The following is a 26,418-nucleotide window of genomic DNA, read 5'->3' as shown; positions in this document are numbered from 1 at the left end:
GACTCGTTGCACTTTCCGAATCGGTGTGGTCTTCTGAGGGGGTCGGCGCGGCGGCACCAGAGCCAGCAGTCGACCTCCTCTGCCGCTGCCGGGCCGGCGTGTGCCCCCGGCTGCCTTCGAACACCCTTGTGAGAGGCGTGATCAGCCATGCCCGTTTCCCCCTCGACACCCTCAACGCCCTCGGCACGCTCGACCCCCGTGGCCGCCCCCTCGGCCGTGGCAGCCGAATCGGCTGTCGGCCCCAGGCGCATCCGGCTCACCATGCTCGGCATCATGCTGGCCATGCTGCTGGCGATGCTCGACAACGCCATCGTGGGCACCGCGATGCCGACGATCGTCGGCGACCTGGGCGGACTCGCGCACATCTCCTGGGTGGTGACCGCCTATGCGCTGGCCACAGCCGTCTCCACGCCGGTCTGGGGCAAGTTCGGCGACCTCTTCGGCCGCAAGCGGGTCTTCCTCAGCGCCATCGTGGTCTTCCTGCTCGGCTCGGTGCTGGCCGGCGCCGCCACCTCGATGACCGCGCTGATCAGCTTCCGGGCCGTGCAGGGCTTGGGTGCCGGCGGTATCGGCGCGACGGCGTTCGCGCTGGTCGGCGCGCTGGTGCCGCCGCGCGAGAGGGGCCGCTACCAGGGGATGACTGCCTCCGTGATGGCGATCGGTACCGTCGGCGGGCCGCTGCTCGGCGGCTTCGTCACCGGTCATCTGGGGTGGCGCTGGGCCTTCTACCTCAACCTTCCGCTCGGCCTGCTCGCCCTCGTCTGGTGCGCGGTGCTGCTGAGGCTGCCCGCCGGACGCGCCAAGGCACGGATCGACTGGCCCGGCATCGTCCTGCTGACCGCCACCATCGGCTCGATCGTGCTGGCCGCGAGCTGGGCCGGTACCACCTACGCCTGGGGTTCCTGGCAGATCCTGTCGCTCGGTGCCGTGGGCGTGCTGGGCTTGGTGCTCTTCGTCGGCCGACAGCGGCGGGCGGCCGAGCCGGTGCTGCCGCTGCGGATCTTCGCGGACCGCAACGTCAGGCTGGTCTGCGTGATGGTCTTCGCGGCCGGCGCGGTGATGTTCGGCGCCACGCTCTACCTGCCGTTGTTCCAGCAGAGCGTGCAGGGGGCCTCGGCCACCAACTCGGGCCTGCTGCTGTTGCCGATGATGGTTCCGATCGCGCTGGTCTCCAATGTCGCCGGCAAGGTGATGTCCCGCACCGGCCGGTACCGGATCTTCCCCATCCTCGGTGCGGGCTTCCTGGCCCTGAGCACCGCGCTGCTCGCCACCATGGGCACCGCCACCCCGCGCGCTGTCACCGGCCTCTACCTGGCGCTGGCCGGCATCGGTCTCGGCTTCCTGATGCAGATGACCACGACCATCGCGCAGAACAGCGTCGAGCCGCGTGACCTGGGCGTGGTCTCGGCGGCCACCCAGCTCTTCCGCACCGTCGGCGGCTCGCTCGGCGTGGCGCTCTTCGGTGCGCTGTTCACCCACGCCACCGCCGGGGTCACCGGCGCCGCCGAAGGCGCGGCGGGTGCGAACCCCGGCAGCGGCACTCTGGCCCAGCTGCCGGCCGCCGCCAGGGCCGCCTACCTGCACGCGGTCGCCACCGGCACCCAGCGGGTCTTCATGCTCGCCGCCGCGTTCTGCGCCGTCGCCCTGGTGGCCGCGCTGCTGGTCAAGGAAGTCCCGCTGCGCGGCAAGCCGGCCGGGCCGGCCGCCGCGGGGCCCGAACCCGTTGCGCTGAAGGCTCGTTGACGCTGCGGCACGCCGGAGCCCCGGAGCGGTTGCCGCCCCGGGGGTCCAGTCGGCCGAGCACCGACCGAGCACCGACCGATCAGCCGCAGATCGGTCGGTGATCAGCCGCCGCTCTGCCGCTGGGACTCTCCCGCTGGGACTCGGCCGCAGCCACCGCTGCGGCCACGGCAGCCCGTGCGGCGGCTCGCGCGGCCAGGGTGGTCAGTGCCGTTCTGGTGGCCAGCGGGGTCATGGCTAAGAGCTGTGACGTTTCGTCAGGCCGGACCGGCTGCTGCGGAAGGTGGGGCGGAAGCCAGCTGGACACGCAACTCGCGCCAGCCGGCACCTGGTTGATGAGGATTCTGGTCACGGGGGGCAAGTGAATCGGGAACGGGCGAGGCCCGCACGCTGGATCAACCGGTCCCACTCGTTCGTGTCAGCCGTTCACTCGTGATGGTGACCGAACCGGCCCAACGCTGGGCCGGACGGGTGAGCAGCACGACTGCCGCCCCACTCACCCGACTTATGCCACACGGGTCACTCCTCGCCGAGGACGCCGCGCCGCGCCGACTCCAGGAACCGTGCGACCAGCGGGCTCTGCTCCCCGGCGCGCCAGGCCATCGCCACCGTGGTGCGCTCGCCGCTCGGGTCGATCCGGCGGTAGGCGACCCCCTTGAGGCGGATCCGGCGGATGCTCGCGGGGGCGAGCGAGACCCCGAGCCCCGCGCCGACCAGTGCGCTGACCGTCTGCCACTCCACTGCCTGCTGGCCGAGCCGGGGCTCGAACCCGCTCGCGCGGCACAGGCGCAGGATCCGGTCGTGCACCGTGGGTCCGGCCTCGCGCGGCAGCAGCACGAACGGCTCGTCCGCCAGCGCCGCCACGGGCACGACGCGGCGGGCCGTCAGCCGATGGGTCGCCGGCAGCACGGCGACGAACTCCTCGCTCAGCAGCGTCTCGCTGGCCAGCCACGGCTCCCGCGGTGGCTCGCGCAGCAGGCCGACGTCGAGCAACTGCTCGCGCAGGGCCGTGACCTGGGGAGCGGTGGTCATCTCGCGGATCTCCAGGTCCACGCCCGGGTACCGGTCCCGATGGGTGCGCAGCAGACCGGGCAGGAGCGTCAGCGCGAGCGAGGCGGAGAAGCCGATCCGCAGCCGGCCCTGCTCGCCGTCACCGGTGCGGCGGGCCGCCGCCAGCCCGGTGGCCAGTTCGTCGAGCGCGCGCCGGGCGGCCGGCAGCAGCTCGTGTCCCGAGGGGGTGAGGGCGATCCGGCCGGGCCCGCGGGTGAACAGCGGGTGCCCGACCTTGGCCTCCAGCCGGCGGATCTGCTGGCTCAGCGGTGGCTGTGCGATGCCCAGCCGCTCCGCCGTGCGCCCGAAGTGGAGTTCCTCGGCGAGCAGCACGAAGGCGTGCACCTGCGGGAGGGCCAGTTCGGGGCGATGGTCGGTGCCGTGGTCGGCGGAGTCTTCCATACCTCTGGAGATATCACACGATGCATCGCGCGCTATTGGACATATCACCGCCGCTTGCCTAGCTTTCGCGGCATGACGGAACGACGAGCGATTCTCAGCGGCTCCACCTTCGAGGAACAGATCGGCTACGCCCGGGCGGTGGTCGACGGCGACTGGGTGCACGTGTCGGGCACCACGGGATTCGACTACGCGGCGATGACCATCTCCGAGGACGTGGTGGAACAGGCGGAGCAGTGCCTGCGCAACATCGGGCAGGCGCTGGCGGAGGCGGACTGCTCGTTCGCCGACGTGGTGCGGGTCCGGTACCTGCTGCCCCGGCGCGAGGACTTCGAGCCGTGCTGGCCCGCCCTGCGCCGCTGCTTCGGCGAGGTCCGGCCGGCCGCGACCATGATGGTCTGCGGCCTGGCCGATCCCCGGATGAAGATCGAGATCGAGGTCTACGCCCGCCGGGCGGAGTTGTCGAACTCGAACCAGGACCACTGCTCGGCCGCCCGGTAGCCGAGGGCCCGGTTGACCGCGAGCATGTGGTGGTTGTCGGAGTTGTTGAAGGTCTGCACCGCCCTGGCGGCGGGGAACTCGTCCAGCATCCAGAGCGTCTGCGCGGCCTTGAGCCGCAGGCCGAGGCCCAGCCCGCGGTGGTCGCGGGGCACGCCGGTGTCCCAGATGTCGAGGCTCTCGGGACCGTCCGGGGGGCTGATGAACATGGTGAAGCCGCCGATCTCGCCGCTCGGCGCGACGGCGGCCAGCACCTTGCGCCGCACGCCGGACCGGATGCTGATCTCCTCACGGCCGCGCAGTCGCGCGCGGTCGTTCAGCGCGTGCTCGTAGACCATGTCGCCCTGCGGTGCGTCGGACATGGTGTCCATCGCGGTGCAGAACGCGTCGAGCAGCTCCTCGGGGCAGCGGTCGGTCCACCGCACCAGCTGGTAGCGGGAGTTCTTCGGTGTGGCGCGGGCGGTCAGCTCGAACGCGGCGCGGTCGACGGCGCGCAGGTCCAGCACCGACCGGGTCACCGTCTCCACCAGCCGCCCGCCGCGGGCGGTGAGCAGCGTGTCGACGGGCACGGTGGCGGCGGCGTTGGTGACCACCCGCGGGCGCCCGAGTTCGGTGCTCAGCTGCAGCACCCGTTCGAAGAGCGCGGAGCCGACGCCGCGGCGCCGCGCGTGCGGGGCGACCCACACACAGGTGCTGAGCAGCTCCGGGTTGGTGTCGGTGTCCCACTCCGTGATGGACAGGCCGTCGGCGACGGTCGCCTCGGGGGAGTCGAAGGCGGCGAAGACGGTGCTCCGCCCCGCCCAGTCGGGCAGGCACCACAGCTGCAACAGGCTCGCCGGAAGCGCCGGGAAGTCGCCCAGCTGCTCACCGAGGACGGCGCGGGCGGCGGGCAGGATCGCGGCCAGGTCAGCGGGCCGCCGGGCTGGATCGATCTCGCGAATCTGCATGACCCAACACCCTGCACCCGGCGGCGGCGCCGCGCCACTGGATTTCGTGGTACGACGCCACCGCCGATGCGCTGGCGCACCGTCAGGGTGCGCCGGACGGCACGGCTGTGACGGGCGGAACGGCCGTGACGAGCGGATCGGCGGCTTCGGGCCGGCTCGGGGCGGCGATCGCCTGGCCGGGCGGGCGGCGACCGCCGTGGGCGGGCAGGCGATCGGCCGGTGGGCGTCAGGTGGTCAGCAGCACCCCGGCGTACGCGATGAGTGCGATGAGCAGCCAGGAAGCCCCCGCCACCAGCACCGCCCGCCGTCCGGTGCGCAGCAGGCCGCGGATGTTCACCGTGCTGCCGAGTGCGAAGAGTGCGGCGGCCATCAGGAGTTCGTCGACCTGCTCGGTGGTGTTGACGACCGGGAGCGGCACTGCGCCCGTGGTGCGCAGCAGCACGAAGGCGAGGAAGCCCACGATGAACAGCGGCACCAGCGGTGGCCGCTTGGCCTTCGTGCCCGCCGTCTGCGCCATCTGCGCTGTCTGCGCCGAAGCGGCCGAAGCGGGGGAGGCGGCCCGGGCGCGGCGGCGGGCGATCGCGACGCCGGTCACGATCGGGGCGAGCAGGGCCACCCGCATGAGTTTGACCACCACGGCCTGCGCCAGCGCGGTCGGCCCGGCGGTCTGGGCGACGGCCACCACCTGGCCCACGTCGTGGACGCTGGCGCCGGTCCAGCGGCCGAACTGGAGGTCGCTCAGGCCCAGCGGGTGGTGCAGCAGCGGGAGCAGCGCGATGGCGAGCGAGCCGCAGAGCGTGACCATGGCGACCGCCGTGACCACGTCCTCCTCCTCGCTGTCGGTGACCCCGTTCATCGCCGCGACGGCGGAGGCGCCGCAGATCGAGAACCCGGTGGCGATCAGCAGCGGCTGGTCGCCCGGCAGGCCCAGGCGCCGGCCGAGCCACTGGGTGCCGAAGAAGGTGGCCGCCACCACGACCACCACCACGGCCAGCGTCTGCCAGCCCAGGGCGAGGACGTCGCCGAGGGCGAGCTTGAGGCCCAGCAGTGCGATGGCGACCCGCATCAGCCGCTTGCCCGCGAAGGTCAACCCGGGGCGGGTGCGGGGCGGCAGCATGCGCAGGTTGCCGGCCAGCACGCCCAGCGCGACCGCCGCGGTGAGCGAGGACATCGCCGGCAGCGCCAGGTTCACCGCCCAGGCCACCGTGACCGCGACCGCCACCGCGCCCAGCCCGGGGCCGGTCGTGCGGACCCACCGGGCCGCCGCCGCGGCCTGCCCGGGGGCGGCGGCCGATCCGCGTGCGGCGGCCGGGGCCGGGGCAGGGCGCTCGGCGGCGGGTGGGCGCGCGGGGCTGATCGGGCGGCTGTCGGGCCGCGACGGTGGCGGGAGGATCGTCATACCGTCACCCTGCTGCGGGCCGCGCACCGCCGGTAGCAGGCAGTTTCTTCCCATGCCATAGGGTTTTCCTATGGCAGCTTCCCCCATCGACCCCGCGCATCCCCCCGGCGCAAGTGCCGCCGAGCCGTCCACCTCGGCCCGGCGGCCGTTCGACCTCCACTCCCTCGAACTGCTGGTGGCGGTCGCGGAGAGTGGGAGCATCGGCCAGGCGGCGGCGAAGCTGTCGATCAGCCAGCCCACCGCCAGCTCGCGGATGACCACCCTGGAGCGCCGCCTGGGTCTGCAGCTGCTGGAGCGCTCGACCGCTGGCTCCCGGCTCACCCCCGCCGGACTGGTGGTCACCGACTGGGCCCGCGGTGTGCTGAGCCAGGCCCAGGCACTGACCGAGGGCCTGGCGGCGCTTCGCGCGCAGCAGCAGGGCAACCTCCGGGTGGCCGCCAGCCTCACCCTGGCGGAGTACCTGCTGCCCGGCTGGCTGGTCACCCTGCGCCAGCTGCACCCCGCCACCCACGTGGGCCTGCGGGTGACCAACAGCCACCAGGTGATCGAGGCGCTGCGGCGCTCCGAGGCCGACCTCGGCTTCACCGAGGGTCCCTTCGTCCCCCGGGACTTCCGGTCCGCGCTGGTGGGTCGCGACCGCCTGGTCGTCGTCGTCGCCCCCGGTCACCCGTGGGCCCGCCGGAGCGAGCCGCTGACCGGCGCCGAGCTCGCGGAGACGCCGCTGCTGCTGCGCGAGACCGGTTCCGGCACTCGCGAGACCCTGGAGCGGGCGTTGCGTCCCTGGGACGGTCCGTCCGTCCCGCTGCTCGAACTCGGCTCCACCGCGCCGCTGCGCAGCGCCGCCGCCCAGGGGGCGGCGCCGGCCGTCCTGTCCGAGCTCGCGGTGGCCGAGGACCTCGCGGCGGGACGGCTGGTGGAGATCGCCGTCGCCGAGGACCTGCCGCTCGCCCGGAGCCTGCGGGCGATCTGGGCCAGCGGCAGCGAGTTGCCGCAGGCCGCGCTGCACCTGCTGGAGGTGGCCCGGCGCTCGACGCCCGCCGCGTGACCGGTGGGCGACCGGTGCGGTGGCGGGCCCGGGTGGCGTCGGCCGGTCGGGTGACGTTCCGGCGGGTTTGCGGCGGGGGCCGTGCCGTGGTGCGGGAAGCTCGCAGCTGGCCGGGCCACCTCCCTCGAACCGGGCCCGGTGGGCTCGGAGGCCATCATGCGGATCCTGCTCGTCGCGAGCGCGTTCAACAGCCTCACCCAGCGGGTCTTCGTCGAACTGCGCGATCGCGGGCACCGTCCGGCCGTCCATCTGATGGTGGGCGACGACCCGCTGCGCGAGGCCGTGCGGGAGTACCGGCCCGAGCTGATCGTGGCCCCGATGCTCAAGACCGCCGTTCCGCGGGACGTCTGGACCGCGCACACCTGCCTGATCGTGCACCCCGGGCCGCTCGGTGACCGGGGGCCGTCCGCGCTGGACTGGGCGATCCACGAGGGCGCCGAGCGCTGGGGGGTGACCGTGCTCCAGGCGGACGAGCTGATGGATGCCGGCGACGTCTGGGCGCACGCCGAGTGCGAGCTGCCGCCGGTGGGCAAGAGCGACCTGTACCGGGGCGAGATCGCGGACGCGGCGCTGCGCGCGGTGCTGCTCGCCGTGCGGCGCTTCGCCTCGGGGACGTACCTCCCGCGGCCCCAGCGCGGTCCCGGCTGGGCCGTCCCCGACCACACCCGGCCCTACCTGGATCAGCGGCTGCGGCGGATCGACTGGGCGGGCGATCCGACGGCGACCGTGCTGCGCAAGCTGCGCGCCGCCGACTCCCAGCCCGGCGTGCTGGACGAGCTGCTGGGTGCCGAGTGGTATCTGCACGGCGGTCATCCGGAGCGTGAACTGCGCGGCAAGCCAGGCGAGTTGCTGGCAACCCGGGCGGGCGCGCTGTGCCGGGCGACGGTGGACGGCGCGGTCTGGATCCCCCAACTGCGCCCGCGCCGACGGCCCGGCGGTCCGGCGACCTTCAAGCTGCCCGCGACGCTGGCGCTCGGCGACCGGCTCCCCGTGCTGCCGGAGCTGCCCCCACTGCCCTCGCTCTTTTCGCCGTCCGCTGCGCAGCGTCGGTCGGGGGTGCCGGACTCGCCCCAGGGGAAGGGTAGTTGGACGGACATCGACTACCACGAGGACGGGCCGGTCGGGTTCCTGCGGTTCTCCTTCCCCGGCGGTGCGATGAGCACCGAACAGTGCCGGCGGCTGCTGGCGGCCTACCGGCACGCCCTCGCCCGACCCACCTCGGTCCTGGTACTGGGCGGCGGCCGGGACTTCTTCTCCAACGGCATCCATCTCAACGTGATCGAGGCGGCGGCCGATCCGGCCGCGGAGTCCTGGGCGAACATCAACGCGATCGACGACCTGGTGGCCGAACTCATCACCACCACCGACCGGTTGGTGGTGGCCGCGGTCGGCGGCAACGCGGCGGCGGGCGGTGCGATGCTGGCCCTGGCGGCGGACGAGGTCTGGTGCCGCGAGGGCGTGGTGCTCAATCCGCACTACCGCCTGATGGGCCTGCACGGCTCGGAGTACTGGACCTACACGCTGCCGAGCCGGGTCGGCGCGGCAGCGGCCGATCGCCTCACCCGGCGCGCGCTGCCGGTGAGCGCGGCGAGCGCGCAGCAACTCGGCCTGGTGGACCGGGTGATCCCGGCGACCCCGGGGGAGTTCGGGCGCGAGGTCGCCCGGTTCGCGGCGCTGCTCGCGGCGGGGCCCGGGTTGCAGGAGCGGATCGCCGCGAAGAAGCTCGGCCGTGAGCGCGACGAGGCGATCAAGCCGCTCGACGCCTACCGGGAGGAGGAGTTGGCGCTGATGCGTCGCACTTTCTTCGATCTGGACGAGCCGTACCATGCGCTGCGCACCGCCTTCGTCCGCAAGCACCCGGTGCACAGCACGCCGCCGCACCTCGCCGGGGTCGGGGAGCCGAGTTGACGCCACGTCAGGTGAGTCGGCCGACCGGGTGGCGGGCGATCGAGGTGTTCGACGGCGACCGGGGCTACGCGGCGTACCTGGCGTCCCTGAGCTACTACGCGCTCTGCCTCGCACTGACCTGGTGGGCCGGCCTGCGGGGCCAGGCGGGGGAGCAGGAGGGCTGACGGCTCACGGACGGGCGGCGGCGACCGCGCGGCCCTCGGTGCGGGCCGCCTCGGCCCGTGAGGCCTCGGTGCGGGCCGCCTCGTCCAGCAGCTGCTCGTCGGCGGGGTCGAGCGCGGCGGGGGAGCAGTCGTCGTCCAGGTCCTCGTCCTCGGCGTAGGGACGCGCCCACCGCCGGCCGTCCAGCAAGCGCAGCCCGGGGATGTGCCGGATCTCCAGCGAAAGCAACGTCAGGAGCGTCCCGGTGCAGGCGAACAGCAGCAGCCCCTCCCCGGCCGCCGCGCCGATCGCCGCCGCGGCGAAGATGGTGGCGGCCGTGGTGATGCCGCGCACCACCTCCCCGTTCGCCCGGCTCTCCCGGAACGTCAGGCCGCCGCCGATGAAGCCGACACCGGTGATCACCCCGGTCAGCGCATTGGGCGCACCGTTCTGCGCCAGCACGGCCACCAGCGCGGCACCCACCCCGATCAGCGAGAACGTCCGGTCCCCGGCAGCGGCTCCGCGCAGGTTGCGCTCGAAGCCGATGGTGTAGGTCAGCGCGAACGCGGCCAGCAGGTGTCCGGTCATCGGGATCTCGTGCATCATGCCCGCATTCAATCCCAGCCCCTCGAACCCCCGAGCACGGACTCCCCCCCGGCCTGTCCCGGCCCCCGGCCGACCGGTGCGGGCCGGGTCGGACGGGCGGTTCGGCGACGCTGTCGGGCGGGCGGGATGACGGAATCCGGCGCGTCTTTGGACGGAACGGTGGCGCCGGGGTGGTTAAGGTGTAACGTTTGAATTAAGCAGTCGTGGTTCCGAAGTTCTCGCCCGCGGTGACATGCCGCGGGCGGTTTTGCTGTCCAGCAGCGCTTCTCCGGACCTAGGCGATTACCTCCAGGCCCTCGCACCTCGCGAGGCCTGACCGACGTCCGTTGAGAAGGAGAACAACATGGCCACCGGTACCGTGAAGTGGTTCAACGCGGAAAAGGGCTTCGGCTTCATCGAGCAGGAGGGTGGCGGTCCTGACGTGTTCGCCCACTACTCGAACATCGACGCCCAGGGCTTCCGTGAGCTCCAGGAGGGCCAGAAGGTCACCTTCGACGTGACCCAGGGCCAGAAGGGCCCGCAGGCGGAGCACATCCGCCCGGCCTGACCCCCGGCGCTGCGGCGCACTCGGGCGCCCCGCACCTTCTGGTGCGGGGCGCCCTGCTGTCCGCCTCCGTGACTCAGGCGGACGGCCGCGTGCAGTTGTAGAGGGTGCCGCCGACGCCGGTGGCGTCACCGAAGAGCCCGGCCGGCCTCTGCTCGGCCACCCCGAAGGCGGTGTCGGGGACCTCGGCGCAGTTCTGCGCCACCCAGCCGTCGATCCGGCCGACCGCCGTGCCGCTGCTGTTTCCGCCGAAGAAGGAGCTTATTCCGCCGGCGCCCTGGACCAGGACGAACCGGACGGCGCCGCCGCGCACCAGGGAGTCGAAGCTGCCGGCCGACGGCGCGGGCACCGTGCCGCTGAACCCGCCCATCGGCAGCACGGTGTCGCCGGTGGCCAGGACGTAGGGCGAGGCCGACATCCAGTTGTCGACGGCGAGGACGTACTTCGCGCCGTCCTGGCGGGCCTTGACGTAGTCGTACAGCTTGCGCTGGTCGCCGGAGAGGCTGCTGCTGATGTCGCCGCCGGGCCCGCCGAAGCCCGCCGGGGCGGGGGCGCCGCCCGGTCCGCCCGCGGCGATCATCTTGGTCAGCATCGCGCCGAGCCCGCCGTCGGAGGGCCCGGCGAGGGCATCGAAGGAGCTGCCCGCGTACTTCGGGTCGAGCACCGAGGCCGACCAGGCGACCGGCGTCACGGCGGCACCCGCCAGGCCGGTGAGCAGGCCGACCAGCAGCAGGCGGGAGGGCGAGCGGCGGCTGAGCCGGCCCCACACCATGGCCGCGACGCCGAGCACGGTGGCGGCCAGGACCAGCCACTTCAGCCAGGGCAGGAAGCCGGGGGTGAAGTGGCCGAGGTACCAGGCCCAGCCGGCCTCGGCGGCCACGGCGACGGGCAGCAGCCAGGCGCCGCGCTCGTTCTTGCGGTAGGCGTCCCACATCAGCACGCCGCCGGCGCCGGCCAGGGCCGCCAAGGCGGGGGCCAGGGTGGCCATGTAGGCGGTGTGCGGGATCGAACTCATCTTGCTGAAGACCAGGCCGACGACCAGCAGCCAGCTGCCCCACATCACGAAGCCGCCGAGCAGCCGGTCGGTGCGCCCGGCACGGCGGCGCGACCACAGGCCGAACGCCAGAGCGAGGAAGGCGAACGGGTAGAGCCAGCCGATCTGCGGGCCGAAGCGGCCCTGGAAGAGTTTCAGCCAGCTTGAACCGCCGTCCAGGCTCGCGGGAGCTCCGGCCGGCGCCGCGCTCGGGGCGCCGCCGGGGTGTGCTCTGACGGCCGGTGCCCCAGCAGCGGGTGCCCCGGTGACGGGTACTCCGATGCTCGGTGCCCCGGCCGTGGGGCCGCCGCCGCCCGGGGCGGCGTGCGGTGCGCCCCCGCCGCCGAAGTCCAGGTTGGGCACCGACCCCGGCACGTGGATGCCGAACCGCTCCAGGCCGTTGTAGCCGAAGACCATGGCGACCGCGCTGTTGTTGGTGCTGCCGTCCACGTACGGGCGGTCGTTGGCGGGGGTGACCGTCATCAGCAGGATCCAGGAGAGCGACACCCCGAGACACACCAGGCCGGCCAGCAGCAGGTGACCGACCCGCTTGCGGAGCCCGGTCGGTGCCGCCACCAGGTACCCGATGGCCAGCGCCGGCAGGATCATCCAGGCCTGCAGCATCTTGGCCTGGAACCCGAGGCCCACCCAGGCCCCGGCGAACAGCAGCGAACGCAGGCGCGCGTCGAGTACCGCGCGCTGGTAGCAGTCGGCCGCCATGACCAGGCAGAAGGTCAGGCCGCCGTCCTCCATCGAGTGCCCGAACATGGACGCGGCCACCGGCGTGAAGGTGAGCGCCGCCGCCGCGGCGAGCCCGGCCCGCGGCCCGGCCCAGCGGCGCACCATGCGGTACATCACCAGCACGCAGACCACGCCCTCGATGCACTGAGGGAGCGTCACCGACCAGACGTGGAAGCCGAACAGCCTCGCGAAGAGTGCCTGCGGGACGAACGAACCGGCGAGCTTGTCGGGCGTGACGGTGGCTCCGGGGTCCCAGGCGCCGTAGAACAGCGCCTTCCAGCTGACGGACATGCTCTTCGCGGAGTCGGAGTAGAAGAGCGCGTAGCCCGCGGTGGTGATGTGCCAGGCGTAGAGGACGGCGGCGACGGCGGCCGTCAGCAGCAGTGCCGGTCTGGCCCAGCCGGGCTGGTCGGCGGGGGAGCGCCAGAACTCCCAGGGCCTGCGGGTGCTTCCGGAGCCCCGTCCGAGGTCCTGCTCGGAGTTGGGGGGATGACCGACGACGGTCGCGGACAAGGGGGAACCTCCTGCTGGACGGAGCATCGATGCTGGGAGCCGGGTGTGAGGGTCCTGAGAGGCTGTCAGCTCATCCTGCGAACTACCCCTGCCGTGGCCCGCTGATGCGTCCGAACTGATGGCGCGTCAGGAAGGGTCGGCCGCCGGGCCGGACGCGGGCCGGGCGGGCGGAGCGGGCGGCGCGGAAAGCCAGGAGCGCAGCTCAGGCCGGTGTGGCGTCCGAGTGAAATGCCATCCGTATGCGATCGTTGGCACAGGGCGACCGCCGGTGGGGTGCGTTCCACATGTTTGGCGGATTCTGGCTGGCGTCCCGTCGTCGGGGTGTCGGTCGGACACTGTGTCGTGCTCCCATCACTGGGTGTACTGGTTGGCGCCGGTGGCACGGTGGCCTTGGCGCGCCGGCGCGGATGCCCCCGGCACATGCCTCCCGCCACTGCGCACGAGAGGATCTTCCGTTCCCATGGCTCTCGAAGTCGCCGACCTGCTCAACTCCTTCCCGGCCCCGGGCGAGGACTTCGTCCTTCCGCTGGATTCGATCGAACTGCCGGAGCTCTACCAACTGTTCGGCGCGGGCAAAGAGTTCGTGCTTCGGGTGACGGAAGCCGTCCGGGACGAGCTGACCGTGACCGGCACGGCCGCACTGCTGAACGGCCGCGAGGCCCTGCTGCGCTTCGAGTTCCTCGCCGACGCGGCGCGGAAGTACGTCACGGGGCTCAAGGCCGGCATCGACGTGACCGTGGGCCTGGTCGAACTCGCCGCCGCCTGGGAGCTGGATCTCGGCGAGGTGCCCGAGGCGTTCCTGGCCGAGGTGCGGCAACTGCTGGCGACGTACGATCTGACGAACAGTCAGGTGGTCATCGGCGCGGAGACCGAGCACCTGCGGCTGGTGTTCGCCGCGCCCTCGATCGGCGGCCCGCTGGTGGCGCTGCTCGGCGTCAAGGAGAGCGGCGCGCTGCTCTCCGAACTTCCGCACATCGGGGGCGAGATCCCCGACGGCGAGCTGGTCGGGGTGCACGGCGTCGAGGCGATCGTGGCGGCCGGGACGCTCAGCGCGGTGCAGAGCACGGCGGTGAACCAGGCGGTGGCCGCGGCCGTCGAGGGCCAGGGCTGGTGGCCGCTGCTGCCGGAGCGGGAGCTGGCGGCGGGCGTCTGGGTGGGCGCGGCCTACCAGCTGCCCGAGCAGGACCCGCAGGTCTGGGCCGTGCGGCTGAAGATGCCGGAGATCGGCTGGGTGCCGGGGTTCCCGTCCCTGACGCTCGGGCGCTTCACGCTCTCGGGCTTCGGTCTGCGCTGGCCGCCGACGGGCTCCGGCGCCGGAAGCGGACTGGGAGCGTACTTCCGCCTGTCGATCGGCCTGGGCTGGCTCGACCTGCAACTCCCCGATGTCGGATTCGACTTCTCGCTCCCGGACCTCCCCGACGCGGGTGACTTCTCGGTCATCCCGCGCCTGCCCTCGATCAGCCTCTCGCTGGGCGGCGTGGACTTGACCTTCGCGGTGCCCCAGGGCCCCGAACTGCCGCAGCTGCCGGGCTTCCCCGGGCTGCCGGGGCTCGGAGTGCTGACCGGCTGGTGGGACGGCTCCGGCGGCGGGGGAGACAAGCGGCTGCTCGACCTGCTCGCGCTCTTCGACGTCTCACTGCCGTCGCTGCCGGACCTCTTCAATCCGCAACTGCCCGCCCTCGGAATGCGGTTCGACCTGAGCGTGGGCGACTTCGAGCTGACCGGCGAATCATCGTGGCTGCGTTTCGTGCTGGCCGGCCTGCCGTCGCTGTCGGGCCCCGAGGGCTGGGGCAAGGTCGCGCTGCTGGGGATCAAGGGGCTCGAAGCCTGGCTCGCCGACCTGCCGTTCATCGGTACCCTGCTGCCGGAGCTGCCCGACTTCCTGCTCAACGGGATCAGCCTGGCGGCCATCGGCTCCGGGCTCAGCCGGCCGCAACTGGATCTGCTGAACAACTGGATCGGCTCGTTCCCGGGCGGGCTGGACGGCTGGTGGCCCACCCTGAACTGGGACTCCTCCGGCGGCGGCACGGGCCGTCCCGGCTGGTCGCTGGACGTGAACTGGCGCCTGCCCGACCGTCCCGCCCTCTCCTGGGGCATGCCCTGGCCGCCACCGCTCACGCCCCCGGACCTGTCCTGGGTGGAGTTCCCGGAGCTCACGATCGGGCCGCTGAAGCTCTCGGGCATCGGCCTGACCTGGCCGGCCGTGGACGAGCCGGACTGGAACTTCGGCAGCGACTGGGTGCTGCGCATCGCCTTCGACGTCAGGCTGACGCTCGGCGGTGGGATCTCGCTGGGCCTGCCCGGCCTCGGGTTCGACATCGACCTCGAACAGTTCAAGGTGCACCCCCGGTTCCCGCACCTGTCGTTGACCCTGCCCGGTGGCTTCGACATGGAGTTCGCCGTCCCGATGCCGACCGGCCCCACGCCGCCGATCGCGCTGATCGCCCGCTGGCACGACGAGGCGGGCGTCCCGGCCTCCGACCTCATGCTCGGCCTGGGCGCGGACCTGGTGACCGGGGTGATCCCCGACCAGCTGATGCCGCGCCTGTACTCGGCCGCGCTGCGCTTCGACTTCCGGACCTACGAGATCCTGGTGGCCGCGACCTCGTCGTTCTTCGGCTGGATGCTGGTCGTCCAGCCCGCCAACGACCCCAAGCTCCGCCGCTACCTGGTGGCGGTCCGGGGCACCGTCCAGGCGAAGGCCTCGGACCTGCCGATCGTCGACGAGACCGACCCGGACCGCGACGTCACCGTGAGCGACATCCAGCTCGCGTGGGCCGGCGTGACCGAAGGCGCGACCCGGCGGGGGTGGACGGCCGCCGAGGTGCTCGTACTGAACAAGTTGCTGGCCGAGTTCGCCGTCGACCCCGCCGTCGCCGGCGCGGACCCGACGGCCGCCGGCCTGCTCCCCGTCCTGCTCCCCGGCGACTTCGAGCCCGGGACGGCCGTGATCTGGGCCAAGCTCGGTTTCGAGGGCGGCAAGCTCGACCTGGTCCACCCCGCCGACCGGGAGTTCCCGGTGCTCAGCCAGGGCGGCACCGTGGTGCTGGGCCGCGAGCGGGCCGAGGAGGAGGCGCGCCGCTTCGACGGGTACGCGCTCGGCCCGGTGCGGTTCAGCCACGCCGCCCTGGGCTACGCCCACGGGCAGCTGTTCATCGCCTTCGACGCCACCATGGCGGTCGGCCCGCTGACCATCGAGCTGCTGGGCCTGGGCCTCGGCGTGGACAAGGACTGGAACGTCGGGCCGGTGCTGCGCGGCGCCAGCCTGGCGCTGGAGCGCCCCGGGCCGCCCAAGGTGGTGATCTCCGGCGCGTTCAGCCGGCTGGACCTCGGCCCCGACTACGAGTTGGCGTTCGGCGCCGCGGGCAAGATCGAGCTGCTCGACCTCTTCGCCATGCAGCTGACCGGCAGCTGGGCCAAGCACAAGGACGGCTGGGACTCGATCTTCGCCTACGCCGAGCTCGTGGCCGGCAAGCACATGGTCAACGGCCTGTTCAGCATCGGCCCGGTCACCTTCACCGGCGTCGTGCTCGGCTTCGGCATCAACAGCACCGTGCGCATCCCCACCACCGCCGACCTCGGCACCTTCCCGCTCATCAAGCGCCTGGGGGCGACGGCCGACGAGCCGAAGATGACCCCGGGGCAGGCGCTGAACGACCTGGTCGGCGCGGGCGGCTGGGTGACCCCGGCGCGGGGCCAGTACTGGGTGGCCGGCGGCATGGAGTTCACCGTCTACCGCTTCATCCAGGCGCGGGCACTGGCGCTGGTCGAGTGGGGCGAGGCGGGCTGGAAGGTGATGCTGGCGGGCAGCACGACGCTGCTGCTGCCGCCTGTGGTGCCCACCTCCAGCGATGCCTTCGCGGCGGCGCCGCTGGCCGTCAACAAGCTCTGCCTCGGCAAGGTCGTCGTCGACTTCGTCTTCGCCTACGACTCCGCGCTCGGCCGCTTCTCGATGGACACCGTGATCGCCAAGGGCTCCTACATCCTCGACCCGGACGCCCAGCTCACCGGCGGCATCTCGCTCTACGTCTGGGGCAAGGACCTGCCCGACGGGACCAAGAAGGGCTTCGTGCTCTCCGCCGGCGGCTACCACCCGCAGTTCGAGGTCCCCGCGTACTACCCGAAGCCGCCGCGGATCGGCTGGCTCTGGGAGCGCGGCCCGATCACCATCAAGGCCCAGGCCTACGCGGCGCTCACCGACGGCGCGTTCATGATCGGCGGCGCGCTGGCGGCCGTCTTCGACGCGGGCGGCAACATCCGTCTGCAGGCGTGGTTCACCGCCCACGTCGACGCGCTGGTGCAGTGGAAGCCGTTCTACGCCGACCTCGCCCTGGGCCTGAGCATCGGTGTCGCCGCCACCGTGAAGGTGCTCTTCGTGCGTGTGCGGGTCTCGCTGGAGGTCAGCGTCAGCCTGCAGCTGTGGCTGCCGCCGATCGGCGGGCGGGCGAAGGTGAAGGTCTGGTTCGTCTCCTTCACCATCGGCTTCGGCGCCGACCGCAAGGGCGCGCCGCCGGTGCCCTGGGAGGACTTCCAGCTCCAGCTGCCCGCGCCTTCGCGCACCGCGCTGAAGCAGGGCTGCGAGCTGCCGGACGTCACCAAGGACGAGTCCGAGGCCCGCATCGCGGCCGAACTGCCCGAGCTGGTGCGGATCGACGGCTTCACCGTGTCGGTGGAGTCGGCGCTGCCCGCCTCGCAGATCACCCTCAACGGTCGGCTGTTCGCGGGCAGCGAGGACGACCGGATCGACATCCGCCCGATGCGGCTGGACGACGTGGTCTGCGAGCAGGTCGTCGAGATCCTCGACCAGCGGGGCGATCGGTACGACTGGAAGGAGGAGGGCTGGACGATCACGCCCACCGTCGAGGGCATGCCGCAGGCCCTGTGGGGTGAACCGCTGGACGACCCCGACCAGGCCCTCAAGCAGCCCGGGCTGGTGGACGACTGCCTGACCGGGCTGACCATCGTCGTCCCCGGGCCGACGAAGCAGCTGGGCGTCGGGGACGTCCCGTCCAAGGCGCTGGACGTGGAGGGCCTGCCGTCCAGCCGGATGCCGCTGCGCGACGGCGCCGTCGCCGGTGAGTCCCCGGTGCACGACGAGGAGAGCGTCGGCGTGATCACCGGCACCCTGGTGCCCACCGCCGCCAAGCGCACCCTGCTGCACCAGGCGCTCGCCGGGCTCGGCGTCGCGCCGGGCAGCGACGGCCCGCTGACCCAGTCCGCGAAGAAGGCCGGCAAGACCCTGACCGACCCCCCGCTCCTGACCGCAGCCGCGAGGTGACCGCGATGCCCACCCGACCCGACCTCAACGTCTCGTTCTACGATCACCTCGATCCCAAGGCCACCGCCGGCGTCTACACCATCACCGTCGAGCACCGGCTGTCCAAGGACGGCCAGGCGATCGACGCCGACGTCAAACTGCCCAAGGCATCGGACAGTTACGAGATCCGTGCCGCGCAGTTCGTGCTGGACCCCTCCTCGGTGCACGCCACCTTCCCGCCGACCGGCGCGGTCGGGCGGTACACCCACGTGCTGCCGCACATCACCCTCAGCCGGGCCATCCTGCCCTGGGAGCGGCAGCTGCTGGGTCGGATGGCCGCCAAGGAGCCGTGGCTGGCACTGCTGGTCCTCGCCGCCGGTGAGGTCGACGACGACCCGGACGCCCAGGGCGAGTTCACCACCCGGCCGATCAGCGAGCTGCGCGAGCCCGGCGACGGTATCCACGGGCCGAAGCTCACCGGAACGATCGACGGCAGCAACCCGTGCCGCACCATCGACCTGCCGGTCAGCGTCTTCCACGCGGTCGTGGCGCGCCAGGACGAACTGTTCCACCTCACCCACATGCGCGACGTGCACACCGCCGCGCAGCGCCTCGACAACGGGGAGATCCTGACCGAGGGCGAGTACGCGGTACTGGCCGCCAACCGGTTCCCGCGCTCCCCGGGCAGCTACGCGGTGCACCTGGTCTCGCTGGAGGGCTGGCTCGGCCGCCTGGCGCCCGACAGCCTGCCCGCCACCGAGAAGGTGCGACTGTGCAGCCTGTGGTCCTGGAACTTCACCAACGACCCCGAAGGCACGCTCGACCCGGCCGGCCTGCTGCGCAACCTGGTCGCCCCTGGGCACACCGATCCGGAGAACCTCGCGCTGCGGCTGGCGCCCACCGGCGAGCCGTCGCCGAGCCCCGAGGTGGAGCAGGCGCGGACGAGGCTGCACCGCGGCTACACCGCCGTCGCCTACCGCACCCTGGCGGGGGAGGACACCTACGCCTGGTACCGCGGCCCGTGCACCCCGCTGACCGCCCCGGAGCTGCCCGTCGAAGCCACCCAGGGCCCGCACACCACCGCCGACCACGCGCTGATCTACGACCGCGAGTACGGCCTCTTCGACGTCAGCTACGCCGCCGCCTGGACGCTGGGCCGCGCCATCGCGCTGGCCGACCCCGACTACAGCAGCGAAGTCGTCGAAGCCCGACGTGAGTTGGCCAACCGTGCCGCCACCCTGCTGGCCCTCTCCGCCGACCCGGCCCGCGCCATGGTCGACCCGGACGAGCCGGCCGGTTCTGCCGCGCTGCGCGAGCTGGCCGCGCCCGGCTTCGGCCGCGGCCTGTTGGAGGCCTTGCGGGCCCCTGCCGTCCAAGGCCCGCCCCCGGTCAGGGTGCTGCGCCGGACCAGGCTGGAGACGCCCGCGCTGCTCGCCGAACCGCGCGCCCGGCAGTCGCTTCTGACGCTTGCTCAGGACACCACGCCGACCATGCCCGACTGGCTGGAGCGCCTGGGCCTGCTCAACGGCGTGCCCTTCGCCCATCTGGTGCCCGACCCGCGGATGCTGCCGCCGGAGAGCCTGCGCGCCTTCCGGATCGACCCGGCCTGGATCCACGCGCTGGTCGCCGGCGCCGCCGACGTCGCCGCGCACACCACGATCGACCACGACCTCCACCCGGTGCTCACCGAGCGGCTGAGCCGGGCCGGCACCGCGCTGCCGGTGGCGGGCCTGCTGATGAACTCCGAACTCGTGCGCGCCTGGCCCGTCTTCGACATCCTCGCCACCACCGCCGACGGCGAACCGGTGGGCGAGCTGCGCCGCGACCACCTCGCGCCGGACGTGCTGCTGGTGCTCTGGGACGCCGTCCCGGACCAGATCGCCATCCGCGAGCCCGGCCAGGGCATCCACTTCGGCATCAACTCCGTGGAGCGGATCAGCCTGCGCCACCTGACGGGCAGCCGGGTCGGCTACCCGACCGACACCGAGTTTCCCGACCCCGGCGCCCCGGGCTCCGGCACCGTCTTCGACTACCTGCGCCCGGGCCGGGGCGGCGCTCTGCCGGACGTGCTGGACCTGGGCGGAGCCGGCGGGCTGGTGCGGGCGCTGTCCGCCGCGTGCCTGCCGAGCGGTGAGCTGTCGCCCGGCCAGTTCGCGCTGGAGCTGGTCAACGCGCCGCTGGAGCAGTTGCTGCTGCCGCCCACGGTGCGCCGCGACTGCGTGGCCGACACCATCGCGCAGTACGGCCAGGGGGCGGAGTTCGGCGCCACGGACCCGCTGCTGGTCAAGAACGAGGGCCCGAGCAGCACCGTCACCCGGATCGCGTACCTGCGCTTCGACACCACGCAGCTGCCGCCGCCCGAGCAGATCGGCAAGGCCCTGCTGCGGGTGTACGCCGCCGCCCAGGACGAGGGGGCCTTCGACCTCAAGGCGTACGCCACCGGCAACGACTGGGACGAGTCCACCCTCGCCTGGGCCAACAAGCCCGCCCTGTCGGCCAGTCCGGTCGCCACCGCGCGAGTCGGTGCCGTCGACGCCTGGGCCTGGCTGGAGTTCGACATCACCGCGCACCTGCGCCAGCACAGCGGCGACGAGCTCTCGGTGGCGCTCAGCAAGGACCAGGCCGCCCGCCAGCTCGCCCGGATCATCTCCCGGGAGGCCGCCGCCGACCAGCCGCACCTCAGCATCACCATCACGCAGCCGACACTGAACTCCGGGGAAGAGCGCTGATGACCGACACCGACCTGATCGTGCCCGTCGAGCTGCACGCACTGGTGGCCAACCGCGCGGTCCGCGCCGACAAGGACCGGTTCAAGCGCTGGTCGCCGATGTTCACCATGATGCTCAACGAGGAGTTCAAGACCAGCGGCGAACCCGAGCCGTACGAGAACCTTCAGGACTACTGGACCGGCACCGACTTCGAGGGCGTCCACCTGCAGTGGCAGCTCCCCGAGGCGCTGACCACCGGCTACATCGACCCCGAGAGCGGCGAGAGCACCTTCCCGCTGGTGCCCAACCGCTGGCTGGTGGTCCGCTACGCCACCGTGCGCGGCAGGACCACGGCGGCCGGCTGGGTGGTGCACAGCGACTACCTCTCCTCGGAGCGCCCCAGCTCCGACCCGATCTGGGACGGCAGCAACTCCTACCTGAACCCGGACGCCGGCAAGGCCGCCACCGACCGGATCGGCCGCGCCCACGACCTGGCCACCGGGCCCTGGACGGAGCCTGCACCGCGGCGGCTCTTCCTGACCGCGATCGGCTCCGGGCTGCCGGCCTTCGCCGCGTTCGCGCCCTACCACCGCAACGTCTTCCTCTTCCAGGACACCCTGAAGGACCTGCGCGACCCGCAGTACGGCGACAACTACCCGCCGGACGCGGAGCTCAGCTACGCGGTCGTCGGCTGGTACTCCAAGGACGACGCCGACATCCTGCGCACCGCCGCCGGAATCCCCGGCCTGCTGCCGCCCGGTGCCGCCCCCGGCAACCTGGTCGACGTCCTGGATGCCCTGGGCTGGGGCGCTCCTGACGGCATGCCGGATTCCATCGTGCGCACCCGCTACGCCGGCACCGCCCTCGGCATCGACTGGCAGCGCGAGGGCATCGTCCCCGACTCCGACCGGCCCGACGGGACGTCGACCAAGGTCGCGCTCGGCCACAGCACCGCGGACGCCGCCGCCGCGCTGGTGGCCCAGCAGACGCAGTCGGCCCGGGACGGCGACCTGATCAAGGCGCTGTTCCACGGCGAACTCGGGGCGATGGACAGCGCCGACGGACCGATCGAGCTGGACGAGGTGATGCGCCGCTCGTGGTTCAGCGGCAGCGACGGCGGCTACCTCTGGCAGGTCGTCAACCGGCCCGCCGATGAGGGCACGGACGAACCGGCCCCCGAACTCCCGCAGCCCGCCTGGCTGGACGAACTCAACGGCCACCAGGCCGCGTACGACCAGGGCACGGCCGAACTCGCCCGACTCCAGTGGCGGTTGTGGTCGCTCTGGTGGCTGCGCGAACTGCCCGAGAAGCGGCGGCCCAAGCCGTTCGAGTTCGACCTGGCGGCCTGGAACGCCGAGATCACCGCCGTCGGCCAGCAGATCAGCACCCTGCAGGCGAAGCTGGAGGAGCTGCGGGACGAGATCCCGTACGCCGAGGACCCCGAGGAACTGCCGGCGGCGATCGAGGAGTTCGCCGCCGACCGGGAGCTGCCCGCCACCCAGGAGCTCAAGCGCGCCCCGCAACCGTCCTTCTACCGGCTGGCCGACCCGGTCCTGGTGATGGAGGGCACCGGCACCACCCAGCCGCTGGGCCGCGCTGACGACCAGCCGCTGCCCTGCCGGCTGCCCTCGGCGTTGCTGACCAAGGTGAAGATCGGCAGTGAGGAGGTTGTCCCGAGTCCGAACCCGGCGACCCCGGACCTGACCGGTCTGCCCGGGCTGTGCAAGTCGCTGATCGCCGAACTGGCCGTGCTGGACCGCGCCGCCCGCACCGGCAGCGCCCTCAAGGACATCGTCGAGCGGCCGACGGAGCTGACCGACGGCCCGTTCCCCGAGTACACCCGGGTCTGGCGCCAGCCCTGGACGCCGATGTACCTGCAGTGGCGGATCAAGTACTGCGCCACCCCGTTCCGCAGCGGCGGCACCGGCACGGGCGGCAGCGACAACTGGACCTTCGACGGCGACGGCTACCACTGGAACGGCACCGGCGTGCCGCAGGGCGACGGCGAGGGCGGCGTGCGCTGGACGACCTTCGCCGGGCGCTCCTTCCTCACCCCTGCCCTGTCCTACGTGCTGCGGGAACAGACCAAGCGCAAGCTGGCCGGGGCGCCGGACGGCCTGCTGGGTCAACTGCAAGCACTCCAGGACGACTTCGACAAGCTCGACATCCTCTCCCAGACCCTGGACGGCTTCAACGACTGGCTGGTCCAGCAGGACGGCGCCGCCCAGGTCACCACCGACCCGGGCATCCTGGCCCTGGCCGGGCAGAGCAGCCACGTGCCGGACGGGGCGGGGGACCGCCGCGAGCAGCGGTTCCAGCCGGTGCGTGCCGGGCAGTTCTACTTCACCGAGCTGCACATCGTCGACCGCTTCGGCCAGGCCCTGCGGCTGGTCACGGCCCAGCAGGGGCAGCCCGGCCAGTTCGACCCGGTCCGCGCGGCCAGCGTCGCCCCGGACCCCGAGAAGCCGCTCTACCCCGGAACCAGCACGGACCGCTTCATCCAGCTGCCGCCCCGCCTGCTCCAGGAGACCCGGATCCGGTTCGAGCCCGTGCACCACAGCGACGACCGACCGCTCGCGGCCGTGAGCAGCGCGCCGGACCCGGTCGGCGACACGCCGGTGGCCGGCTGGCTGCTGGTCAACCACCTCGACCAGACACTGCTGGTCTACGCCCCCGACGGCAGCCCGCTGGGTGAACTGCGGGTGATCCACACGGCGCAGGCCCAGCGGGAGATCGCCTGGAACTCACTGCCGCACGCACGTTACGACGAGCCCGAGGACTTCACGGGCGTCTACCCGCACGTGGCCGGTTTCGCCGGTGAGCTGGTCGGCCGCGACGCCGAGACCTTCGACGCGCTGATGGCCACGATCGACCGGGCGCTGAGCCGGATCACCGACCCCGCACCCGGGGAGGACCGCACCCCGGCCCGGCTGATCGGGCGGCCGGTCGCCCTGATCCGGGCCCGGCTCGGCCTGGAGCTGCAGGGCCCGCCGCTGACCGACCCGGCCTGGGACGAGGCGCTGCGGCCGACCGCCCAGGAGTACCCGGACTACCGGTGGCCGGTGCGGCTGGGCGAGTACGAGCAGTTGGCCGACGGGCTGATCGGCTACTACACCTCCGAGCCCGACGAGCAGACCTCGTACCGTCGGCTGTACCTGCCCAAGCAGCCCCGGGGCGCCGCCGCAACGGCCGACGACTCGTACTTCGCGCCGATCGGAACCGGCGCCGGGACCGCGATGCCCGCCCGCTCCGTCGACCGTCCCGTCACCCGGTACCTGACCCTGCTCGCCTGCCCGCACACGGCCGTGCACGCCACCACCGACGTCCTGCCCGTCACCTCGCTCACCGTGGACGCCGACATCACCCACCGGGCGCTGGCCGCGATCCGCGCCTCGTTCCGCCTCAACCCGCTGCTCGCGCCGGTCCGTACGGCGGAGCCGACGCGGCGCTCGGCCGAGCCCGAGCCCGCGGACCACGGCATCTTCATGCCGCGCCCCAGCGCCCTGTACGGCGCGTGGAGCTGGGCTGAGCCGCTGGTCTCGGGGGACGGGCCGCCGCTCTGGACCGACCTGCCGATCCTGCCCGCTGACGACCTGTCACATCCGGACGACCCGGTCCCGGCCGCCCGGGCCGGCTACCTGCAACTGCACCCGGGCGCGGGTGGCGAAGGAGAGACCCGATGAGCCTGCTGCTGCCCTACCGCGTGGACATCACCCCCGGACCGGCCAGCACGGACGACGCGCCGCCGCGCTACCACCAACTCCGGTTGACGGTGGGCGAGGAGGGCGTGGCCCGCGCCGAGCAGCCGGTGCGCTGCACCCGGATCGCGGTGCGGGTACCGGCCGCGACCAGCGACCCGCGGCTCGCGCGCCAGCCGTTGGCCGTCTCCACCACGGTGCCGTCGGTGCGCAGCAGCGCGCAGGGGCAGGAGTGGTGGATCGTGCCGGACACCACCGACCCGGCCGTGACCGTCTTCGCGTGCGTGCCGGACCAGCCGGCGCAGTTCGACGGGACCTGGGCCATCTCCTTCCTGATCGAGATGGATCCGGGCTTCGAGAGCACCGACGTCGAGATCACCGAGGAGACCGCGGCCGACGGCGGCCCGGTCAGCAGGCGCAGCAGCCGGGTGATGGCGAGCGTGCTGGCCGCAGGCGATTCGGAAGGACAGCGGTGACCGGTATGGAGCCCACGGCGGACACGAACCTGGTCAAGCCCGCGCGGGGGACGGTGCCGTCGCCGTTGCGGGTGAGCACGATGCATGAGTTGGAGTACGGGACGGTGGTGTTGCGCTTCGGGCGGGATCTGCCGTCGGGGACGTCGAAGGTGTATTGCAAGGGGATCACGTTGACGGTGCCGACCGGGGTGTCGGGTGCGGATCTGACCCGCGAGCCGTCGTTGATCACGACGGCGGTGAGCAGGGTGGAGGGGGAGGCGCAGGGGACGGAGTGGTGGGTCGATCGGGACACGACGGATCCGAACAAGGCGGTGTTCTCGTTCGTGCCGGACACGACGGCGGTCTTCGACGGGACGTGGGCGGTCAGCCTCACGCTGTCGGGGATCGAGGTGAACCCGTCGATCGGGACGGTGACCCTGGCTGTCGAGGAGACGACGTCCACGACGGGTGCGGAGGACAGTTACCAGAAGCGGAACGGGGAGGTGGAGGTGAAGAAGGGGAACGACGAGTTCTTCTTCCGCAGCCTGCACCCTCGGACGACCGTCATCGGGCGGGGCGTGACCGTCGACCTGTTGTGGGACGCGCCTGCCGACACCCGGATCCAGTACACGATGTACTACCGGGGCGCCAATGGGCAGGAGACGTACGACAACAACCAGGCCAAGTTCGCGAACCGGAAGTGGACGTCGCCGGCGCTGAACGACAACGCCAACTTCACGCTCAAGGCGACTCTGGACGGGCAGGACTACTTCCTGACCACCTACCTGACGGTCAACGACCCCAACATCGTGGTCAACACGCTGAACGCCAACAGCAACGTCACGGTGGCGGCTGCGGGGACGCTGACGGCGAATGGGAATGTCACGGTGGCGGCGGGCAAGACGCTGACGGCGAATGGCCCCATCCAGGCGAACGGCAATGTGACGGTGGCGGCTGCGGGGACGCTGACGGCGAATGGGAATGTCACGGTGGCGGCGGGCAAGACGCTGACGGCGAATGGCCCCATCCAGGCGAACGGCAATGTGACGGTGGCGGCTGCGGGGACGCTGACGGCGAATGGGAACGTGACGGTGGCGGCGGGCAAGACGCTGACGGCGAATGGCCCCATCCAGGCGAACGGCAATGTGACGGTGGCGGCTGCGGGGACGCTGACGGCGAATGGGAACGTGACGGTGGCGGCGGGCAAGACGCTGACGGCGAACGGTCCCATCCAGGCCAACGGCAACCTCATCGTCGATCCCGGGGCCAATGGGTACATCTGGCTGAAGACGGGCCGCTTCGACACCGCGGCTGCGTCCGAACTCAACGTCTACGGGCCGGCCAATATGCTCGGCCAACCGCGAACCCTGGACGTTCCGCTGAACACCTCGCGGGGCTTCAGGGCGACGACGTCCGGCATTGTGGTGGCAGTGGTCTATGGCAATGGCAGCGGCGAATTCCCACGTGTCGTGATGCAATCGCCGAACTTCACAGCGGAGATGTCGGCTCACTACAACGGTCAGACGGATCAGAGCACCGCGACGCTTCCCGTGGCCAAGGGAGCCCACTTCACTCTCACCCTGACCGCCAGGGGCGGCTCCACAAGCGGCAGCTGGCAAGGGGCGCGGTTCATCTTCATCCCCCTGGGCGTCGGAACGGCCAATCCGGAATGAACGGGTGCAGGACACGGCCCTGAGCGAGCAACAGGTGGACCCCCGTCGCTACTTAGAAAGGCA

16 protein-coding genes are annotated in these 26,418 nt (G+C 72.4%); 11 read left to right on the top strand and 5 right to left on the bottom strand.

Translation table 11 applies throughout. From position 1 onward, the window contains the following. Positions 1–147: 147 nt before the first annotated feature. The gene (locus OG500_RS05120; protein ID WP_442906998.1) at positions 148–1,743 is read left to right on the top strand and encodes an MDR family MFS transporter; all 1,596 of its coding nucleotides are present in this window, start codon (positions 148–150) and stop codon (positions 1,741–1,743) included. Between the two features lie 516 nt (positions 1,744–2,259). Here the strand turns inward: OG500_RS05120 and OG500_RS05115 are convergent. Continuing rightward, positions 2,260–3,192, bottom strand: a complete 933-nt coding sequence (locus OG500_RS05115; protein ID WP_329577051.1) for a LysR family transcriptional regulator — start codon at positions 3,190–3,192, stop codon at positions 2,260–2,262. 72 nt (positions 3,193–3,264) lie between these two features. On the opposite strand from OG500_RS05115, the gene OG500_RS05110 reads away from it, so the two are divergent. After that, a complete protein-coding gene (locus OG500_RS05110) occupies positions 3,265–3,690 on the top strand; it encodes a RidA family protein (protein ID WP_327065154.1) in 426 nt (141 codons plus the stop codon). Here OG500_RS05110 and OG500_RS05105 read toward each other — a convergent pair. Next, positions 3,630–4,634, bottom strand: coding sequence for a GNAT family N-acetyltransferase (locus OG500_RS05105; protein ID WP_329577047.1), 1,005 nt, complete (start codon positions 4,632–4,634; stop codon positions 3,630–3,632). The two genes, OG500_RS05110 and OG500_RS05105, sit on opposite strands and share 61 nt — an antisense overlap. A gap of 226 nt (positions 4,635–4,860) precedes the next feature. Next, on the bottom strand, positions 4,861–6,033 hold the full coding sequence (locus OG500_RS05100; RefSeq protein ID WP_329577045.1) for a YeiH family protein: 1,173 nt from the start codon (positions 6,031–6,033) through the stop codon (positions 4,861–4,863). Positions 6,034–6,103: 70 nt separating this feature from the next. On the opposite strand from OG500_RS05100, the gene OG500_RS05095 reads away from it, so the two are divergent. The 3 genes from OG500_RS05095 (at position 6,104) to OG500_RS05085 (ending at position 9,150) form a co-directional block, all read left to right on the top strand. Next, positions 6,104–7,078, top strand: coding sequence for a LysR substrate-binding domain-containing protein (locus OG500_RS05095; protein WP_327065152.1), 975 nt, complete (start codon positions 6,104–6,106; stop codon positions 7,076–7,078). A gap of 156 nt (positions 7,079–7,234) precedes the next feature. Next, positions 7,235–8,986, top strand: coding sequence for a hydrogenase maturation protein (locus OG500_RS05090; RefSeq protein WP_329577042.1), 1,752 nt, complete (start codon positions 7,235–7,237; stop codon positions 8,984–8,986). After that, complete coding sequence (locus OG500_RS05085) at positions 8,983–9,150, top strand: hypothetical protein (protein ID WP_329577040.1); 168 nt, start codon at positions 8,983–8,985, stop codon at positions 9,148–9,150. Before OG500_RS05090 ends, OG500_RS05085 begins: the two co-directional genes overlap by 4 nt. Positions 9,151–9,154: 4 nt before the next feature. On the opposite strand, the gene OG500_RS05080 is transcribed toward OG500_RS05085, so the two are convergent. Further along, entirely contained in the window at positions 9,155–9,733 is a 579-nt protein-coding gene (locus OG500_RS05080) for an MgtC/SapB family protein (protein WP_329577037.1), read from the bottom strand. A gap of 343 nt (positions 9,734–10,076) precedes the next feature. Here OG500_RS05080 and OG500_RS05075 point away from each other — a divergent pair, with 343 nt between their 5' ends. After that, on the top strand, positions 10,077–10,280 hold the full coding sequence (locus tag OG500_RS05075; RefSeq protein ID WP_327065148.1) for a cold-shock protein: 204 nt from the start codon (positions 10,077–10,079) through the stop codon (positions 10,278–10,280). Between the two features lie 73 nt (positions 10,281–10,353). Here the strand turns inward: OG500_RS05075 and OG500_RS05070 are convergent, their stop codons facing one another. Continuing rightward, positions 10,354–12,564, bottom strand: a complete 2,211-nt coding sequence (locus OG500_RS05070; RefSeq protein ID WP_329577033.1) for an ArnT family glycosyltransferase — start codon at positions 12,562–12,564, stop codon at positions 10,354–10,356. 460 nt (positions 12,565–13,024) lie between these two features. Here OG500_RS05070 and OG500_RS05065 point away from each other — a divergent pair, with 460 nt between their 5' ends. Genes OG500_RS05065 through OG500_RS05045 form a run of 5 tightly spaced genes read left to right on the top strand, consistent with a single transcriptional unit; the run spans position 13,025 to position 26,355 of the window. Then, complete coding sequence (locus OG500_RS05065) at positions 13,025–17,842, top strand: DUF6603 domain-containing protein (RefSeq protein WP_329577030.1); 4,818 nt, start codon at positions 13,025–13,027, stop codon at positions 17,840–17,842. A gap of 5 nt (positions 17,843–17,847) precedes the next feature. Beyond that, positions 17,848–20,550: a CBM96 family carbohydrate-binding protein gene (locus OG500_RS05060; RefSeq protein ID WP_329577027.1), complete on the top strand. Its 2,703-nt coding sequence runs from the start codon at positions 17,848–17,850 to the stop codon at positions 20,548–20,550. Then, positions 20,550–24,212 (top strand): hypothetical protein, encoded by a 3,663-nt coding sequence (locus tag OG500_RS05055; RefSeq protein ID WP_329577024.1) that lies wholly within the window; start codon positions 20,550–20,552, stop codon positions 24,210–24,212. Before OG500_RS05060 ends, OG500_RS05055 begins: the two co-directional genes overlap by 1 nt. Further along, the gene (locus OG500_RS05050) at positions 24,209–24,703 is read left to right on the top strand and encodes a hypothetical protein (RefSeq protein WP_329577021.1); all 495 of its coding nucleotides are present in this window, start codon (positions 24,209–24,211) and stop codon (positions 24,701–24,703) included. The genes OG500_RS05055 and OG500_RS05050 overlap by 4 nt, the downstream gene beginning before the upstream one ends. Then, a complete protein-coding gene (locus tag OG500_RS05045; RefSeq protein WP_329577018.1) occupies positions 24,700–26,355 on the top strand; it encodes a hypothetical protein in 1,656 nt (551 codons plus the stop codon). The genes OG500_RS05050 and OG500_RS05045 overlap by 4 nt, the downstream gene beginning before the upstream one ends. Positions 26,356–26,418 lie beyond the last annotated feature (63 nt).

This window comes from Kitasatospora sp. NBC_01250, from assembly GCF_036226465.1.
Classification (GTDB): domain Bacteria; phylum Actinomycetota; class Actinomycetes; order Streptomycetales; family Streptomycetaceae; genus Kitasatospora.
Note: the sequence above shows the minus strand (reverse complement) of the source record. Positions and strands in the feature narration are given on the sequence as shown.